Genomic DNA, 15,451 nt, shown 5'->3' on the forward strand with positions numbered 1-15,451 from the left:
GGACCGACGCTGTGCCGTTGCGTCATCGGCAGCGGCACGGTTGTAAAGGTGACCCCTCGGCTTTCGCGGCTAACTGACTGATTCGCATGCTCTATCCCTGGCAAACGGAAGACTGGCAACGGCTTGGCGCGCTGCGCGAGCGGCTCCCCCATGCATTGCTGATCCATGGCCAGCAGGGCACCGGCAAGCGTGACCTAGCGCTGCACTTTGCGCAGGGTCTGCTGTGCGAATCGCCGCGGCCAGACGGCCAGCCCTGTGGCCAGTGCGCTGCCTGTCACTGGTTCAGCCAGGGCAACCATCCTGATTTCACGGTGGTACGACCTGAAGCGCTGGAGTCCGGCGGTGAAGGCGAGGCCGATGACAGCGGCAAGAAGAAGGCGCCCAGCAAGATCATTCGCATGGAGCAGGTGCGCGCGCTGATTGACGCGGTGGGGGTGGGCACGCACCGGGCGGGCCTGCGCGTCGTGGTGGTCTATCCGCTGGACGCGCTGCAGGTTGAAGGGGCCAACGCGTTGCTGAAGACGCTCGAGGAGCCCCCGTCGTCGACGGTCTTCCTGCTCGTTACGGACCGGCTCGATCGCATCCTGCCGACCATCCTGTCGCGCTGCCGCCAGTTTTCCACTCAGCGGCCAACGCCAGAAGCGGCGCTGGCCTGGCTCAAGAGCCAAGGCGTTGCCGACGCCGAGGCGCAGCTTGCGCTGGCTGGCGGCTCGCCGCTGACCGCTCTGCATGCCGCGGAGGCCGAGGAGCAGCCGCTGCAGCGCTGGCTGGTCGGCCAACTTGGTGCTGGCGCCGAATTTGACGCGACTGGTGCGGCGGAACAACTACAAAAGCTGCCGGTGCCCGCCGTGCTTGGCATCCTCCAGCGCTGGACGTACGATCTGCTGAAGTGCCGGCTCGACGCCTCGGGCAACGCGGTGCCGCGCTACTTCCCGAAGGAGCGCACCGTGCTGGCGCGTTGCGCGGGTGCCTCCAATGCCCATCGGCTGCAGGCATTTGCCACGCGCCTCAGCGCGCACCGGCGCAGCGAGAACCATCCGCTCGCGTCGAGGCTGGTGATGGAATCCGTGTTTCTTGAATACCGGCAGCTGTTCCACTGACGCCTCCGGCGCAGTACGCGGGGCCCGGCTACAGCCGGGGTGCAGGACCAAAACATCTATAACACAAAGCTGTAGCAGGTCAGAAAGGGGTCAGTCATGAGTACAGATGTCGCAACCTTGCCGCCTCGCGCGGCCGGCGCTTCGGCCGGAACTACGGGCGGAACGCCATCGCGGCCGAACGTGTTGTCCTTGTCGATCAAGGATCAGGCCGGGCTTTACGCCGCATACATGCCGTTCCTGACGCGTGGCGGGATTTTCGTGCCGTCGAACCGGCCGTTCCGGCTTGGCGAGCAAGTGTTCCTGGTTCTGTCGCTGCTGGATCGGCCGCAGAAGTACCAGGTGGCTGGGCACGTGGCCTGGATCACGCCGCCGGGCACACCGATGAAGACGCCGGGTGTTGGGGTGCATTTCCCCGATGACGACAATGGCCGCAACCTCCGCCGTGCCGTCGAGGAGATCCTGGGCAAGCAACTGGAATCCGGCCGGCCCACGCAAACCTTGTGAAATACAAGAGGTTTGCATCGTAACTCATTGTTTATAATGAATTTTGTAGATTCGCATTGCCATATCGATTTCCCCGACCTGGCCGCCCGGCTACCTGAACTGCTGGAGAATATGCGCGCCAACCAGGTGTCGCATGCGCTCTGCATCTCGGTGACGCTCGAAGACTTTCCACGCGTGCTCGCGCTGGCCGAGCAGCATCCGAACCTGTACGCGTCGGTTGGTGTCCACCCGGACTACGAGGAGGGCGAAGAGCCCACGCTGGAACGCCTGCTGGAGCTCTCCGCTCACCCGCGCGTGGTTGGCACTGGCGAAACCGGCCTGGACTACTACCGGCTGAATGGACGCAGCATCGCCGACATGGAGTGGCAACGCGAGCGTTTCCGCACCCATATCCGCGCCGCGCGCCAGACCGGCAAACCGCTGATCATCCATACCCGCTCATCGGCCGACGACACGCTGCGCGTGATGCGCGAGGAAAACGCGGGCGAGGCCGGCGGCGTGATGCATTGCTTCACGGAGACCTGGGACGTCGCGAAACAGGCGCTGGACGAGGGATTCCACATCTCGTTCTCGGGCATCGTCACCTTCAAGAGCGCGGCGGACCTGCAGGAAACCGCGCGCAAGGTGCCGCTGGACCGCATGCTGATCGAGACCGATTCGCCGTACCTGGCGCCCGTGCCGTACCGCGGCAAGACCAACGAACCAGCCTGGGTGCGCCACGTGGGCGAGTTCATCGCCAAGCTGCGCGGTCTGCCGGTGGAGCAGATTGCCGAACAGACGACTGACAATTTCTTCAAGCTTTTCAAGCACATCGACAGGGAAGCCCATGTTTGACCTGAAATCCATCCGCAGCCTGACGGGCGCTGTACTGCTCGGCTGCGCGGCGCTGGTCTGGGCCGCGCCGGTCGACGATATGCGCAAGGCCGTGGAATTCGACGACGCGCGCACCGTGCAGAAGCTGCTGGGCCGCGGCGTGAATCCGAATCTCGCGGATAGCCGTGGCGATCCGATGCTGGTCATCGCGCTGCGTGAGAAATCGCTGAAAGCAGCGGCGGCACTGATCAAGGCCAAGGACATCGACTTCGACAAAGCCAACCCGGCGGGCGAGACGCCGCTGATGATGGCTTCGCTTCAGGGCGAGCTTGATATGGTCAAGCTGATGGTCGACGACATGGAGGCCGAGGTGAACAAGACCGGCTGGACGCCGCTGCATTACGCATGCACGACCGGCCACAACGACGTCGTCAAATACCTGATCGACCACGCCGCCTATATCGACGCCGAAAGCCCGAACGGCACCACGCCGCTGATGATGGCCGCGCGTAGTGGCCATATCGAGACCGTGAAGCTGCTGCTCGACGAAGGCGCCGACATGCGCCTGAAGAACCAGCAGGGCATGACGGTGATCGACTTTGCCGAGCGCTATAACCAGGCGGAAATTGCCACTGGACTGAAATCGCGCTGGCAGAAGCTCTACCCGCAGGTGCCCATCGTCGCCGCGCCGCCGCTGAAGGCTCCAGTCGCGCAGCCCGGCGGGCAGCCGATCAAGGCCGTGCCGGCCAGCGGCAAGTAAATTCCGCCCAACGGCACGCCGGCAATGGGCGTGAACTTGAACCAGCGCCTGCGGCAATGGGCGCGCCGGCTGAAGTCGAGCCTGGTAATGCTGTGGTTCTGCAGCCGCCATCCGGACACGCCGCTGGCGGCGCGGATGCTGGCGGTGCTGGTGGTGGCCTACGCGTTCAGCCCCATCGACCTGGTGCCGGATTTCATTCCGGTGCTCGGCTATGTCGATGACGTCCTGCTGGTGCCGTTGGGTATCTGGCTCGCGTTGCGGCTTGTGCCGGCGGCCGTGAAAGCCGACTGCCGCGTACGCGCGGAAGCCTGGCAGGCGGCGCAAGGCGAGCGCCCGCGCAACCTGTGGGCGGGCGCGATCATCGTGCTGACCTGGGCGCTGCTGGCATGGCTGGGCTGGCGCTGGTGGTCAGCCCGCTGACGCCGTTGCGCACTCAGGCATCGTCCGCGAGCCGTACGCCGGTGAACTGCCAGCGCTGGTGCGGATAGAAGAAATTGCGGTAGCTGGCCCGGATGTGCGATTCCGGCGTGACGCAGGACCCGCCACGCAGCACCATCTGGCTGCTCATGAACTTGCCGTTGTATTCGCCGACCGCGCCGGCACTCGGTCGGAAGCCCGGATAGGGCTGGAATGCGCTTCCGGTCCATTCCCACACATCGCCGAACATCTGGCGCAGCACACCGGAGGTGTTCTGGCGATCGGGCAAGGGCCGCAGCGCGCGGCCTTCGACGAAATTCCCGGTGGCCGGGAGATGGCGTGCGGCGTATTCCCACTCTGCCTCGGTCGGCAGCCGGCGCTCGGCCCAGCGCGCGAAGGCGTCGGCCTCATAGAAGCTGATATGGGTGACGGGACTTTCCGGGTCGACGGGGAGCATGCCGCGCAGCGTCATCTGCCACCACGTGCCTTCGCGTTCTTCCCAGTACAGCGGCGCCTGAATGCCTTGCTCGCACACCCAGCGCCAGCCATCCGAGAGCCACAAGCCGGCGGTCTGGTACCCGCCATCGTCGATGAATTCGAACCACTGGCGGTTGCTGACCGGGTGCGAGCTCAGCGTATAGGGCTGCAGGTACACCCTGTGGCGCGGACCCTCGCAGTCAAAGGCGAAGTCATCGCCGCTATGGCCGATCTCGACCACGCCGCCGTCAAAGCCGACCCAGTCCGGCGCCGCGCGCGGGTCGGCGATCACCGGCTCCAGCAGTTCGGGCGCGAACGCGGGCCGCAGCGGATTCTGTGCGAACAGGTGCAGGATGTCGGTCAGCAGCAGTTCCTGGTGCTGTTGCTCATGGTGCAGGCCGAGCGTGATCAGTGCCGCTTCGGCGTCGGTTTGGGCGGTGCCCAGCAATGTCAGCATCGACTCGTCGACGGCCTCGCGGTAGGCCAGGATCTCGTCCAGCGACGGGCGGCTCAGTAGCCCGCGGCGCGGGCGCGGATGGCGTGGGCCAACCGACTCGTAATACGAATTGAACAGGAAACGGTAGGCCGGATCGACCGGCTCGTAGCCGGGCACGCGCGCGGCCAGCACGAATTCCTCGAAGAACCATGTGGTGTGGGCGAGGTGCCATTTCGCCGGGCTCGCGTCCTCCATCGACTGCACTGTCGCGTCGGCGTCCGACAGGTCGGCGACCATGGCCTCGGTGGCGGACCGGATGTGCCGGTACTGCGACAGCAAGGCGGGTTCGTGCGGCGGGTGGATGGCGGCGGCTGGCAGCAGGGCTGAAGTCATGCGGGCTCCCGGGATCGGTCGATGACTGGGCGAAGGACGCAACCAGCCAGCGCAGCAGGCTGGCCAGTGACGTCGCCAATGGCACGCGGGGCGCCGTAGCGCCCCGCATTCATCATAGACCCGTTCCGCCCGAGGGGCGAGCCGGTCAGGCGGCCAGGCGGCCGCCGTCGTTCAGTGCCGCGATTTCCGTGCGGGCGCTGCTCAGGCCGGCTTCGCGAGCGTCCGGTCCCATGGCGAGGCCGTGGGCACGCACGTAGGTGATGTCGGTAATGCCCAGGAAACGGAACACGACGTCCACAGTCTTTTCGTGCAGATCCAGTTCATTGGCATCCTGGCGCACGCCGCCGCGCGACGACACCACGATCACGCGCTTGCCGCCGGCCAGGCCGACCGGGCCGTTCTCGGTGTACTTGAAAGTGCGGCCAGCCTGGGCGATGCGGTCGATCCAGGACTTGAGCTGGCTCGGGATGCTGAAGTTGTATTGCGGCACGCCCACCACCAGCACGTCGGCAGCCAGGAACTCGGCCAGCCACGTTTCGGTACGCTGCAGTTCGGCTTCCTGCGCGGCGTTCAGGCCGTCCTTCGGGCCGCCCAGCACGGGCAGCAGATGGCCGGACAGGTGGGCCGGGGCATCCTGGTCCAGATCGCGCACGGTCACCTTGGCGCCAGGGTTGGCGGCGACCAGGTCAGCCACCACGCTGGCGGTCAGGTTACGCGAAACGGAATGGCCACCAAGAACGCTCGAATCGATCTGCAGGATGTTCATGTCTTTCTCCACAAGGTGCGGTTGCGATGAACACAGATTAGCGGCTGGCCATTGGTGTCGGTAGTGAGGCAAAATGCAAATAATTGTTCTATTCATGCAACGAGCGTCGGGATCCCTGTCCATGGTTTCGTTGCACAGGCGGAGGCCGATATGCAGGACCTTAACGATCTGTCGCTGTTTGCCCAGGTGGTAGAGCACGGCAGCTTTTCCGCAGCCAGCCGCGCCACGGGGATTCCCAAGTCGCGCCTGAGCCGGCGTATTGCCCAGCTCGAACGCGACCTCGGCGTGCAGCTGTTGCGCCGTACGACCCGCCAGGTGCGTGTCACTCCGCTTGGAGAGTCTTACTACGAGCGTTGCCGGGCCATGCTGAAGGAGGCAGAGGCCGCGCACGAAGTGATCGAGCAGGCGCGCGACCAGCCTGGCGGTACACTGCGCGTGAGCTGCCCGGTGGCCATCGCGCAGATCCTGCTGGCGCCGGCGATCGGCCATTTCATGCGCGCGAATCCGGCCGTACGCATCGAGCTGGAGGCCACGAATCGACGCGTCGACGTGATCGGCGAGGGCTATGACCTGTCCTTGCGCGTACGCGATGTCCTGGAGGACTCGAGTCTTGCCGTGCGTACCTTCGGTGAAAGCCAGCTCATGCTCGTGGCCAGCCCCGGCCTGCTCGACAGTATCGGCCGCCCGCGTACGCCGCAGGCGCTCGACGGCATGCCAGGCGTCGGGCAAAAGCCGCACGACGGCAAGCATGTCTGGGTCCTCGGCTGCAAGAGCGGCGAGACAATCCAGATCGCCTACGACCCACGCCTGGTCACGGACGAGTTCTCGCTGCTGCGCGAGGCAGCGATTGCAGGCATCGGCGTTGCCATGCTGCCGCGCATGTACTGCCGCGATGCGATCGATGCCGGCGAGCTGGAACTGCTCCTGCCCCAGTGGGAAATGCCCGTGGGCACGCTGCACGCGGTATTTCCGTCGCGCAAGGGCGTGACGCCTGCCGTCCGGCGCTTTCTCGATTTCCTCAGCGAGATCCTGCCCGAAAATGCGCGCAAGGTCGGCATGCACGAGCCACGCCAGCCGGCCATGCACCGCGCCGTCTGACGGCGGTGCCATGGAGCGCATTCGCCACGCTTGCGCCTTTACCTTCACGCCACGGGGCACTAAGGTACAGGGGCGAGCCCCGTTGCGTGCGGGCGAAGTCGCTTGGCCGGATTGATGTCCACAGCGGATGGCAAGCGTTTCCCGGGTGCTCCTACTGTTCTCAACCGACAAGGAGGATGGCCATGAGCGGCTCTCAGGGTTCGCAGGATCTGGGCAAGGCACTGTTGCGCATCGTGCTTGGGGTATTGATCCTGCTGCATGGCATTGCCAAGCTGAAGGGCGGGGTGGGCTTCGTCGAGCAGACCGCGACGCAGGCAGGCTTGCCCGCGTGGGTGGCTTACGGCGCGTATATCGGCGAGGTCGTTGCCCCCGTGCTGCTGATCCTCGGCCTGTGGACGCGTCTGGCGGCGCTGATCGTGGTGGTCAACATGCTGTTTGCGGTTGCCCTTGTGCATACGAAGCAGATCGCCATGCTCAACGATACCGGCGGCTGGCAGCTCGAGCTGCAAGGCATGTACCTGGCAGCGGCGCTGACGCTGGTGCTTATCGGTGGCGGGCGTCTGGGCCTCGGTGGTGCCGGCGGCAAGTGGAACTAGCCACTGCCGCGAGTTCCTGGAGACGTATCGTGGAACTTCCGAGAAGCAGGACGGCAACGGCTGTTGTCGTGGCATCGGCGTTGCTGGCCGCGTGCGCGAGCGCACCGGATATCAAGACCGATTACAACCACAACACGGATTTCAGCGTGTACCGCAGCTTCGGCTTCGTGCAGAACCCGGGCACGGACCGGCAGGGTTACGAAAGCCTGACCACGCAGTACCTGAAAAGCGCGGTGCAGCGCGAGATGACATCGCGCGGGTATCAGTACAACGCCCAGGCGCCCGACCTGCTGGTCAATTTCAACGCGCGCACGCAGGAGAAGGTGCAGGTCACGCCGGCGCCGCCGCCGATGATGGGCTACTACGGCTATCGCGGCGGGCTCTACGCGCCGTGGCCGGGCTACGGCTTCTATAACGACGTGTACACGTACACCGAAGGCACGCTGAACATCGACGTCGTCGACCGCAAGGCGATGAAGCTGGTCTGGGAAGGCGTTGCCGTGGGCAGCGTGGATACGCACGACCAGTCCAATATCCAGCAGCGCATCGACAAGGTCGTCGGACAGATCTTCGCCAAGTACCCGTTCCGCGCTGGCAGCCAGTAGCGATCGGTAGCGACCCGTAGCGCCCGGTAGCGAGCGGCAGGGCAGGGGAGTGTTGCCGGCACGCCGCGCTTACGAATACTTGCGCTTTATTGCGCTGCCCGGGGCGATGGCCGGCCGCCTTAACCGCTACAATCGCTGCCCGTAGTTTTGAACGTGGCGTGGCGATCATGGGTTTTGGCTGGTTCGGATTTTCGACTCTGTGGCTGGTGCCGCTCGTGTGGCGGTTCTTCGGCGGCCTGCTGGCGCGCGAACGGCGCCTTTCCGGCCCGGGCTCGTTGCGCATCTGGCTCGGCACGGTGATCGTGCTCTGTGCAAGCGCATCGCTGGAGGCGCTGACCGGCGGCGAAGGCGGGACGGCGGGCGGTTCGGCCGGCCGCGCGCTCGGCGGCATGGTCGGTAACCTGTTCGGCTGGACCGGCGCTTTGTTCGTGATGCTGGGCGTGCTCGCGCTGGCCGCACCGATGGTGTTCGGAGAGACATGGCGCAGCCTGTTCCTGCTGCGCAAGCCGCTCAGCGCCCCGCGCGCCGAAGACGAGCCCGCCGAATTCGTGCCGACCCAGCCGATGCGCGAACCCGAACGCTGGGAATCGACCGCGGCCAACGGTGCCGCATCCGGCGGCTGGAACGCGCCATCGCCGCGCCACCGCAGTTTCGACGCCGTTTCCGCGCGCCGCCAGCCGGCCTGGCAGCCGCCGCCCCGCACGCGCGAGTCGCCGCCCCAGCCCGGCGAGATCTGGCTGCATCATGCCGAATCGCCCGGCGCGGTGAAGCCGCCCGTGCGGCCTGCCGCGCAGTCCGTGCCAGAAGCCACGGCACCACGCGCCCAGCAGAATCCGCCGCCGCGCCGTCCGGTGAGCTTGCAGGCTGCCGCCGCGGCCGCTGCAACGCCGACGCCGGCCCCGGCTGCTGCATCCCGTCCGGCCGCGCCCGCACCCGCTCGCGCCACGGTGGTCAGCACGCCGTTCCGCCAGCCGCAACCGATCGTTCGCTCTGCCATCACGACCTTGCCGGAAGCAGCGGTGGCCGCCGCGCCTGCGAAGGCAGCGGCAACGGTCGCGGCTGCCTCTGCGGCGGTTGCCCCCGCTGTCGAAGCGGCAGTGGCCAATGCGCCCGCCACGGCGACAACTGAGGTTCTCGCCGAAACGACGACTGATGACGCAGTCGCCGTGCTTGATCCCATCGTTGTCGAGGCGGTTCCATCCATCGAGATGACCGACAGCCACGCCACCGAAGTGGCTGCGCAGACCGCTGAAGTGGAGGGATCCGAGGCGGACGAAGCTACGGTCGAAGCTATCCGCCAGGAAGCGCTGCAACTGCTGGCCGAGCTGCAGATGCTGTCGCGCAAGGCAGTGCCTGTTCAGCCGGCCGTCGAAGCGCAGGCTCCGGCCGCTCCTGCGGTAGAGGAAGCCGCGCCGGAGTCGACGGAATTCGGGGAACCTTCGTCCATCACCGAACTCGCCGTTGAAGCCGAAGCCGAAGCCGAAGCCGAAGCCGAAGCCGAAGCCGAAGCCGAAGCCGAAGCCGAAGCCGAAGCCGAAGCCGAAGCCGAAGCCGAAGCCGAAGCCGAAGCCGAAGCCGAAGCCGAAGCCGAAGCCGAAGCCGAAGCCGAAGCCGAAGCCGAAGCTGACGCCCCAGTCGACGCTGCGTCCGCATCGGAAGCTGCACCGGCGTTCGTCATGGAGGACGGTCCGCTCCCTGAAGCGGAACCTGAGGATGCTTTCGAGGCGGAAACGCTCGTCGATGCCAATGCCTTGCTGGGTGCGTCGGTACCTGAATCCGAGCCGTTGCCCGAACCCGAGCCGGCACCGGCACCGGTTGCCCCGGCGGCCAAGCCGCGTATCGTGCTGCCCGCAGTGGTCGGCAAGACGGTTCCGCTCAACGCGCAGCCCGTCCAGCCCGCGCCGGTAGCTCCGGCACCCGCGCCTGCACCGCGCGTCATCGTCGATTACCGCCTGCCCCCGACAGAACTGCTGGAAGCTGCGGTTGACCATACGGAGCAGGTTTCCGAAGAGCGCCTGCGCGAGACCGGTGAGCTGATCGAACAGCGGCTGTCGGAATTCAAGGTACCGGTCGCCGTGGTAGGCGCCAGCGCCGGCCCGGTGATCACGCGGTTCGAAGTCGAGCCCGCGATGGGCGTGCGTGGCGCGCAGGTGGTCGGCCTGATGAAGGATCTGGCGCGCGCGCTTGGCGTGACGTCGATCCGCGTGGTCGAGACCATCCCCGGCAAGACCTGCATGGGCCTGGAGTTGCCCAATGCGCGCCGGCAGATGATCCGGCTGTCCGAGATTGTCCGGGCGTCGTCGTTCCAGTCGCACAATTCGCGGCTGGTGCTGGCCATGGGCAAGGACATCACGGGCCACCCGGTCGTGACCGACCTGGCCCGCGCGCCGCACCTGCTGGTGGCGGGCACCACGGGCTCGGGCAAGTCCGTGGCGGTCAATGCGATGATCCTGTCGATGCTATACAAGGCCACGCCCGAGGACGTGCGCCTGATCATGATCGACCCGAAGATGCTCGAGCTGTCGGTCTACGAAGGCATTCCGCACCTGCTCGCACCGGTGGTCACCGACATGAAGCAGGCCGCGCATGCGCTGAACTGGTGCGTCGGCGAGATGGAAAAGCGCTACCGGCTGATGTCGGCGCTCGGCGTGCGCAACCTGGCCGGCTACAACCAGAAGATCCGCGCGGCCGAGGCCGCGGAGCAGAAGGTGCCGAACCCGTTCTCGCTGACGCCGGACGCGCCGGAGCCGCTATCCACGCTGCCGCTGATCGTGGTCGTGATCGACGAACTGGCCGACTTGATGATGGTGGCCGGCAAGAAGATCGAGGAGCTGATCGCACGGCTCGCGCAGAAGGCGCGTGCGGCTGGCATCCACCTGATCCTGGCCACGCAGCGTCCGTCGGTGGACGTCATCACGGGCCTGATCAAGGCCAATATCCCGACACGCGTAGCGTTCCAGGTGTCGTCGAAGATCGATTCGCGCACCATCCTCGACCAGATGGGCGCGGAAAGCCTGCTGGGGCAGGGCGACATGCTGTTCCTGCCGCCGGGTACCGGCTATCCGCAGCGCGTGCATGGCGCGTTTGTCGCGGATGATGAGGTGCACCGCGTGGTCGAGCACTGGAAGCAGTTCGGCGAACCCGACTACGATGAAGCCATCCTCGCCGGCGATGCCGCCGAGGTGGGTGCCAGCGATCTGTTCGGCGATAGCAACGGCGACGGCGAAGCCGATCCGCTGTATGACGAGGCCGCATCCTTTGTGCTCAATTCACGCCGCGCATCGATCTCTGCAGTCCAGCGCCAGCTTCGCATCGGCTACAACCGCGCCGCGCGGCTGATCGAGCAGATGGAAGCCGCGGGCCTGGTCTCGCCGATGGGTCGCAACGGCGCACGCGACGTGCTGGCGCCCGGGCCGGGCGACTGAATCTCCGGAGGCCGACATGGACCCGAAGCACGGCAATCTCTTCGCCGACGTCCCTGTCGGCGCGCCCGACGAGATCTTTCAGCCTTTGCTGGAACGGAAGGGCCTGAAGATCGAACGGATCATCTCCAATGGCCAGGCCAGCCCGCCGGGCTTCTGGTACGACAGCCCGCAGGACGAATGGGTGATGGTCGTCAGTGGCAGCGCGGGAATCGAGTGCGAGGGCGATACGGCCCCGCGCGTCATGCGGCCCGGCGACTGGCTGCACGTGCCAGCGCACTGCCGTCATCGCGTCGCATGGACTGATGGCGGCGAGCCGACGGTCTGGCTGGCGGTGCATTGCGACGCTGCGTAGCGTCCCGCTGTGCGATCGGCTGATTGCATTGGATGAATCGTTCGAAATCCCGCCGCCGCAGGAATGACGGAGCGGGAGTGCTACGCGGCAGTGGCGTCGGCCGGAAACACCGGCTCCCCCAAATTCAACATCAACCGGTTCGCCCACGCAAAGATCGCGACCGAGTGAATCAAGTCCAGAATCTCCGCTTCGCTGACTCCCACCTCGCGCAGCGCAGCCAGACTCTCCGCTGACACACCCGCCGGATTTTCCGTCAACTCGACCGAAAACTTAGCAATTGCCTTCTCCCGCTCCGTCGTGCCAGCCGTACGCGGATCCTCGAATACCTGCTTGATCACGTCATTCCGCTTGGCAAGCTGCTCGAAGCGCTGCGCATGTACGGAAGCGCAATAAACACAGCCATTGAGCCGCGACACCACCGTGGTAGCCAGTTCACGCTCGGCGCGCGGCATGCCGCCGGGCGCGTACATGATCGCGTTGAACGCGGTGGAGCGCTGGCGCAGGATCTCGGGCTGGTGCACGAGAAAACGGTAGTAGTCCTGCACCCGGGCTTTGGGGTGGCTTTCGTCGAGCACGGCGACCTGCTCGGGCGTGGCCTGGTCCAGTTCGACGATGTCGAGCCAGGCCTTCCAGTCCAGCACTTCGTTGGTAAAGCCGTGGGATTGGATGATCTCGCTCATGCCTGTGCTCCTGCGTTGTCGTTCAGTGCCGTCAGGGCATCGAGGCCGGCGACGAGCCGTACCTGATATGACAAGAAGGCGATCAATTGCGCCAGCGTGACCACGGCAGGCGTGGTCAGGCCTGCAGCGGGCAGCGCTTCGAGCGCGGCCTTGTCGCCTTCGATCGGTTTTTCGATCAGCGTGCGCGTGAACGTCAGCATGGCGCGCAGGCGCGGATCGGCGGCATCGGCGGGCGTGCCTTGTTCGGCGATGGCGATCGCTGCGGCATCGGCGCCGGCCACGGCCAGGCGTGCGCGGTAGTGGTTGGCCAGCTTCGGCGACGGCGTGAGGCGCGCGGCGTAGAGCGCGACCAGCAGGCGTTCCACCAGCGTCAGGCCGGGCAGGGCCGGGTCGAACAGCGCGTCGTAGCTGCCTTGCGTGGCTGCCACGACCTTCTCGCGCTGGTGGCGCAGCGCGTGCGTCGCGCTGCCGGGTTGCAGGCCGGAGATCGCGTCGATCAGGTCCGGCGGCGTGGGGGCTTGGCTCATGGTGCTTGTGAGGTTCCGGTCGGGTTCAGAATCAGGATTTCAGTGCGGGCGGCGGTGCCGGCACCCATTCGTCGCCAAACACTTCAGGCTCGGCATAGGCCTGCAGCGCGGCGTAGTGCAGTTCAACGTCTTCCTGGTAGAGCAGGCCGGCAATGCCCTGGCCCAGGCGCTTCGCGCCGTCGCTAATGGCGGGGATATCGCCCGACACCGTGCCGTGCGACAGCGCGGACGGGTAGCAGAATGCGTGGATGCGCGACAGCCCCGGACAAGCGCCCGGCGTCTTCTCCTGGAATTCGAAGACCGGGCCGAGATCGGGGGAATCGGACAATTCGCCGTCTTCCTGTCCGGGCCGAGGATCGAAACGGTCGCGCCAGAAACGGATATGCGGCGCGAACGCGGTGAACTCGGGGCGGGTCTCCAGCGCGATGCGGAAGCCGGTCGAGAAGATCAGGAAGTCCAGCTCGAATATGCCCTTGGGCGTGCGCACGCGCAGCACATCGCCGTCTACGTCCACCGCGTCGAGCGCACAACCGAGGTTGAAGCGCGCATTGGCATGGCGCGAGACGCGCAGCGTGCTGCCGCGCGGCGGCGGTACCTGCTGGCTGTTGATGTAATGGCGCAGGCGCCATTTCCATTCGTCGGACAGGCCATTGTGCCCAAAGGTCAGGCCGGGATTTCCCGCGCCCTTGCTCTTGTTGACGCGGGGGATATCCGCGCGGCGGATCAGCATGTCGACGCTCGCGGCGCCTGCCTCCAGCGCGGTGGCGGCGCTGTCCATGGCCGAGGCGCCCGCGCCGACCACGCCCACGCGCTTGCCGCGCAGGCTGGTGTAGTCCATGTCGTCGGACGAATGCGCCCACAGCTTGCGCGGCAGGTTTTCGGCGAGCGGCGGCACGTAAGCGCCGCCGAGGCCGTCACGGCCGGTGGCAAGTACCACGCGGCGCGCCAGCACCGTGCGCGGACCCTCCGGCGCCACCATCGAGAGTGCGACAAGGCCGTCGGCACGCGGCAGTACCTGCTCGACGCGGTGCGCGTTGCGGATATCGAGGTCGAGCACCTGCCGGTACCAGCGCAGGTAGTCCATCCACTGCAGGCGCGGGATCTTGTCGAGCGCTTCCCATGCCTCGCCACCAAACTGCGCCTCGAACCACGCGCGGAAGGTCAGAGCGGGCAGGCCGAGTGCGGGCCCAGTGAGCTGCTTGGGCGAGCGCAGGGTTTCCATGCGTGCCGTGGTGGCCCACGGGCCCTCGAAGCCTGCCGGCGACTGGTCGAACGCGCAGGCCTGGATGCCAAGGTGCTTGAGCGTGGCGCTGACCGCCAGCCCCGCCATGCCGCCGCCGATCACCGCGACGTCGAGCACGGCTTGTCCTTCGTGGGTGCGCGGCATGGTCCAGGCCTTGGCCGGCAGTTCCAGCCAGGCAAGATCCTGGCGCAAACGCGCTTCGAGCGCGGCCAGGCCAGCCGCGCCGCATGGGGTGTTGGTGTCAGTCATGACTCAGGGATTCGATATCTTCAGTCGGGGCTGCGCCGTCGCCATACAGCGACTGCAGTAGCGCGCCATGTTCGGCGGGATCGCGGCGCACGAAATCAGGCAGTAGCGCGGCAGAGGCCTCGGCCAGCAGGTCGACCAGTCCGAGTACGACGGCACTGGCCGGGCGCGCTTGCGGCGTGATCACGCCGAAATAGAACGGGATGTCCGCGTCGACGGGGCGCACGGCGATGTCGGCGAGCGGCAGGCCGCGCGCGGTTATGGGTTCCAGTACGGCGATGCCGAGCCCGGCGCGCACCAGTGTCAGCGCATTGATCGACGTATTGGTGTCGATCACGCCGGCCGGGCCGATGCCAGCGCGCTTGAAGGCGGCATCCGTTCGGCGCCGCAGGCGGTACGGGTTCTGCATCGTGACGATGCGGCGGTCGCGGCAGTCCGCCAGGCGCACAGTCTCGCAGGCCGCGAGTGGATCGTCGACGCGCATCGCCGCCACGCAGCCGGCCTGTCCGATCCAATGGACGTTCACGCCGCGGTGTTCGAGCGGCAGGCTGTTCACGCCGATTTCGGCCGCGCCGGTCAGCACCGCATGCACGACCTGCTCGGGCGACACACTCTGCACTTCCACGCGCTCCGGCGCGCACAGCCCGCGCCCGAACGCCAGCGCGAGCGCGGCGGGCAGCAAGCCGGCCGACAGTGCCGGCGTGGCGGCGATGCGCAGCGGCCGGCCATCGCCACGTGCAAGCGCTGCAGCACGCATGCGGATCTGCTGCAGCCCCGCCAGCGTCTGTTCCACCTCGTCATAGAGCAGGAAGCCTTGCTCCGTAGGGCTCACGCGCGGACCGCTGCGCGTGAACAGCGCGAAGCCCAGTTCGCCTTCCAGCTCCTGGATCAGCCGAGTGATAGCGGGCTGCGAGCGGCCGAGCAGGCGGCCGGCGGCGGTGACGCTGCCGGTCGTGACGACCGCTGCAAAGGCTTCGAGTTGCCGGATTTCCATCAAAGGCGAACGTGTTTGT

The 15,451-nt window shown here is 66.6% G+C and carries 14 protein-coding genes and 1 pseudogene; 10 read left to right on the forward strand and 5 right to left on the reverse strand.

Annotation, left to right across the window (positions count from 1 at the left end; genetic code table 11):
* The first annotated feature begins 86 nt into the window (after positions 1 to 86).
* The 5 genes from ACIGJG_RS07435 to ACIGJG_RS07455 all read left to right on the forward strand — a co-directional run bounded on the left by ACIGJG_RS07435 (position 87) and on the right by ACIGJG_RS07455 (position 3,597).
* Positions 87 to 1,100 (forward strand): DNA polymerase III subunit delta', encoded by a 1,014-nt coding sequence (locus tag ACIGJG_RS07435; RefSeq protein ID WP_483672968.1) that lies wholly within the window; start codon positions 87 to 89, stop codon positions 1,098 to 1,100.
* Between the two features lie 96 nt (positions 1,101 to 1,196).
* On the forward strand, positions 1,197 to 1,604 hold the full coding sequence (locus tag ACIGJG_RS07440; protein WP_011297605.1) for a PilZ domain-containing protein: 408 nt from the start codon (positions 1,197 to 1,199) through the stop codon (positions 1,602 to 1,604).
* Positions 1,605 to 1,640: 36 nt separating this feature from the next.
* Complete coding sequence (locus tag ACIGJG_RS07445) at positions 1,641 to 2,438, forward strand: TatD family hydrolase (RefSeq protein WP_011297606.1); 798 nt, start codon at positions 1,641 to 1,643, stop codon at positions 2,436 to 2,438.
* Positions 2,431 to 3,177 (forward strand): ankyrin repeat domain-containing protein, encoded by a 747-nt coding sequence (locus ACIGJG_RS07450; protein WP_011297607.1) that lies wholly within the window; start codon positions 2,431 to 2,433, stop codon positions 3,175 to 3,177. The genes ACIGJG_RS07445 and ACIGJG_RS07450 overlap by 8 nt, the downstream gene beginning before the upstream one ends.
* Before the next feature lie 24 nt (positions 3,178 to 3,201).
* A complete protein-coding gene (locus ACIGJG_RS07455) occupies positions 3,202 to 3,597 on the forward strand; it encodes a YkvA family protein (protein WP_011297608.1) in 396 nt (131 codons plus the stop codon).
* Positions 3,598 to 3,610: 13 nt separating this feature from the next.
* On the opposite strand, the gene egtB is transcribed toward ACIGJG_RS07455, so the two are convergent.
* Together egtB and ACIGJG_RS07465 are read right to left on the reverse strand one after the other, a co-directional pair.
* Positions 3,611 to 4,900: an ergothioneine biosynthesis protein EgtB gene (gene egtB / locus ACIGJG_RS07460; protein ID WP_011297609.1), complete on the reverse strand. Its 1,290-nt coding sequence runs from the start codon at positions 4,898 to 4,900 to the stop codon at positions 3,611 to 3,613.
* A gap of 145 nt (positions 4,901 to 5,045) precedes the next feature.
* A complete protein-coding gene (locus ACIGJG_RS07465; RefSeq protein WP_011297610.1) occupies positions 5,046 to 5,666 on the reverse strand; it encodes an FMN-dependent NADH-azoreductase in 621 nt (206 codons plus the stop codon).
* A 150-nt stretch (positions 5,667 to 5,816) separates the two neighbouring features.
* Here ACIGJG_RS07465 and ACIGJG_RS07470 point away from each other — a divergent pair, with 150 nt between their 5' ends.
* The 5 genes from ACIGJG_RS07470 to ACIGJG_RS07490 all read left to right on the forward strand — a co-directional run bounded on the left by ACIGJG_RS07470 (position 5,817) and on the right by ACIGJG_RS07490 (position 11,742).
* Positions 5,817 to 6,764 (forward strand): LysR family transcriptional regulator, encoded by a 948-nt coding sequence (locus tag ACIGJG_RS07470; RefSeq protein WP_011297611.1) that lies wholly within the window; start codon positions 5,817 to 5,819, stop codon positions 6,762 to 6,764.
* Positions 6,765 to 6,946: 182 nt separating this feature from the next.
* Entirely contained in the window at positions 6,947 to 7,360 is a 414-nt protein-coding gene (locus tag ACIGJG_RS07475) for a DoxX family protein (RefSeq protein ID WP_011297612.1), read from the forward strand.
* 26 nt (positions 7,361 to 7,386) lie between these two features.
* Positions 7,387 to 7,965: a DUF4136 domain-containing protein gene (locus ACIGJG_RS07480; RefSeq protein ID WP_041679910.1), complete on the forward strand. Its 579-nt coding sequence runs from the start codon at positions 7,387 to 7,389 to the stop codon at positions 7,963 to 7,965.
* A 167-nt stretch (positions 7,966 to 8,132) separates the two neighbouring features.
* Complete coding sequence (locus tag ACIGJG_RS07485) at positions 8,133 to 11,390, forward strand: FtsK/SpoIIIE family DNA translocase (protein ID WP_483672970.1); 3,258 nt, start codon at positions 8,133 to 8,135, stop codon at positions 11,388 to 11,390.
* Between the two features lie 16 nt (positions 11,391 to 11,406).
* Positions 11,407 to 11,742, forward strand: a complete 336-nt coding sequence (locus ACIGJG_RS07490) for a cupin domain-containing protein (RefSeq protein WP_011297615.1) — start codon at positions 11,407 to 11,409, stop codon at positions 11,740 to 11,742.
* Positions 11,743 to 11,822: 80 nt separating this feature from the next.
* Here ACIGJG_RS07490 and ACIGJG_RS07495 read toward each other — a convergent pair.
* The 3 genes and pseudogenes from ACIGJG_RS07495 to ACIGJG_RS07505 all read right to left on the reverse strand — a co-directional run bounded on the left by ACIGJG_RS07495 (position 11,823) and on the right by ACIGJG_RS07505 (position 15,432).
* A pseudogene (locus ACIGJG_RS07495) lies at positions 11,823 to 12,949 on the reverse strand (CMD domain protein).
* A gap of 31 nt (positions 12,950 to 12,980) precedes the next feature.
* Entirely contained in the window at positions 12,981 to 14,441 is a 1,461-nt protein-coding gene (locus ACIGJG_RS07500) for a SidA/IucD/PvdA family monooxygenase (protein ID WP_011297618.1), read from the reverse strand.
* On the reverse strand, positions 14,434 to 15,432 hold the full coding sequence (locus ACIGJG_RS07505) for a LysR family transcriptional regulator (protein ID WP_483672971.1): 999 nt from the start codon (positions 15,430 to 15,432) through the stop codon (positions 14,434 to 14,436). Before ACIGJG_RS07505 ends, ACIGJG_RS07500 begins: the two co-directional genes overlap by 8 nt.
* Positions 15,433 to 15,451: the final 19 nt, after the last annotated feature.

This window comes from Cupriavidus sp. C1SS-2L (genome assembly GCF_057073735.1).

Coding starts and splice junctions, on each gene's coding strand:
- ACIGJG_RS07505 (WP_483672971.1), bottom strand. CDS start 15,432: ATGGAAATCCGGCAACTCGAAGCCTTTGCAGCGGTCGTCACGACCGGC.
- ACIGJG_RS07435 (WP_483672968.1), top strand. CDS start 87: ATGCTCTATCCCTGGCAAACGGAAGACTGGCAACGGCTTGGCGCGCTG.
- ACIGJG_RS07475 (WP_011297612.1), top strand. CDS start 6,947: ATGAGCGGCTCTCAGGGTTCGCAGGATCTGGGCAAGGCACTGTTGCGC.
- ACIGJG_RS07470 (WP_011297611.1), top strand. CDS start 5,817: ATGCAGGACCTTAACGATCTGTCGCTGTTTGCCCAGGTGGTAGAGCAC.
- ACIGJG_RS07440 (WP_011297605.1), top strand. CDS start 1,197: ATGAGTACAGATGTCGCAACCTTGCCGCCTCGCGCGGCCGGCGCTTCG.
- ACIGJG_RS07490 (WP_011297615.1), top strand. CDS start 11,407: ATGGACCCGAAGCACGGCAATCTCTTCGCCGACGTCCCTGTCGGCGCG.
- egtB (WP_011297609.1), bottom strand. CDS start 4,900: ATGACTTCAGCCCTGCTGCCAGCCGCCGCCATCCACCCGCCGCACGAA.
- ACIGJG_RS07500 (WP_011297618.1), bottom strand. CDS start 14,441: ATGACTGACACCAACACCCCATGCGGCGCGGCTGGCCTGGCCGCGCTC.
- ACIGJG_RS07445 (WP_011297606.1), top strand. CDS start 1,641: ATGAATTTTGTAGATTCGCATTGCCATATCGATTTCCCCGACCTGGCC.
- ACIGJG_RS07465 (WP_011297610.1), bottom strand. CDS start 5,666: ATGAACATCCTGCAGATCGATTCGAGCGTTCTTGGTGGCCATTCCGTT.
- ACIGJG_RS07450 (WP_011297607.1), top strand. CDS start 2,431: ATGTTTGACCTGAAATCCATCCGCAGCCTGACGGGCGCTGTACTGCTC.
- ACIGJG_RS07455 (WP_011297608.1), top strand. CDS start 3,202: ATGGGCGTGAACTTGAACCAGCGCCTGCGGCAATGGGCGCGCCGGCTG.
- ACIGJG_RS07485 (WP_483672970.1), top strand. CDS start 8,133: ATGGGTTTTGGCTGGTTCGGATTTTCGACTCTGTGGCTGGTGCCGCTC.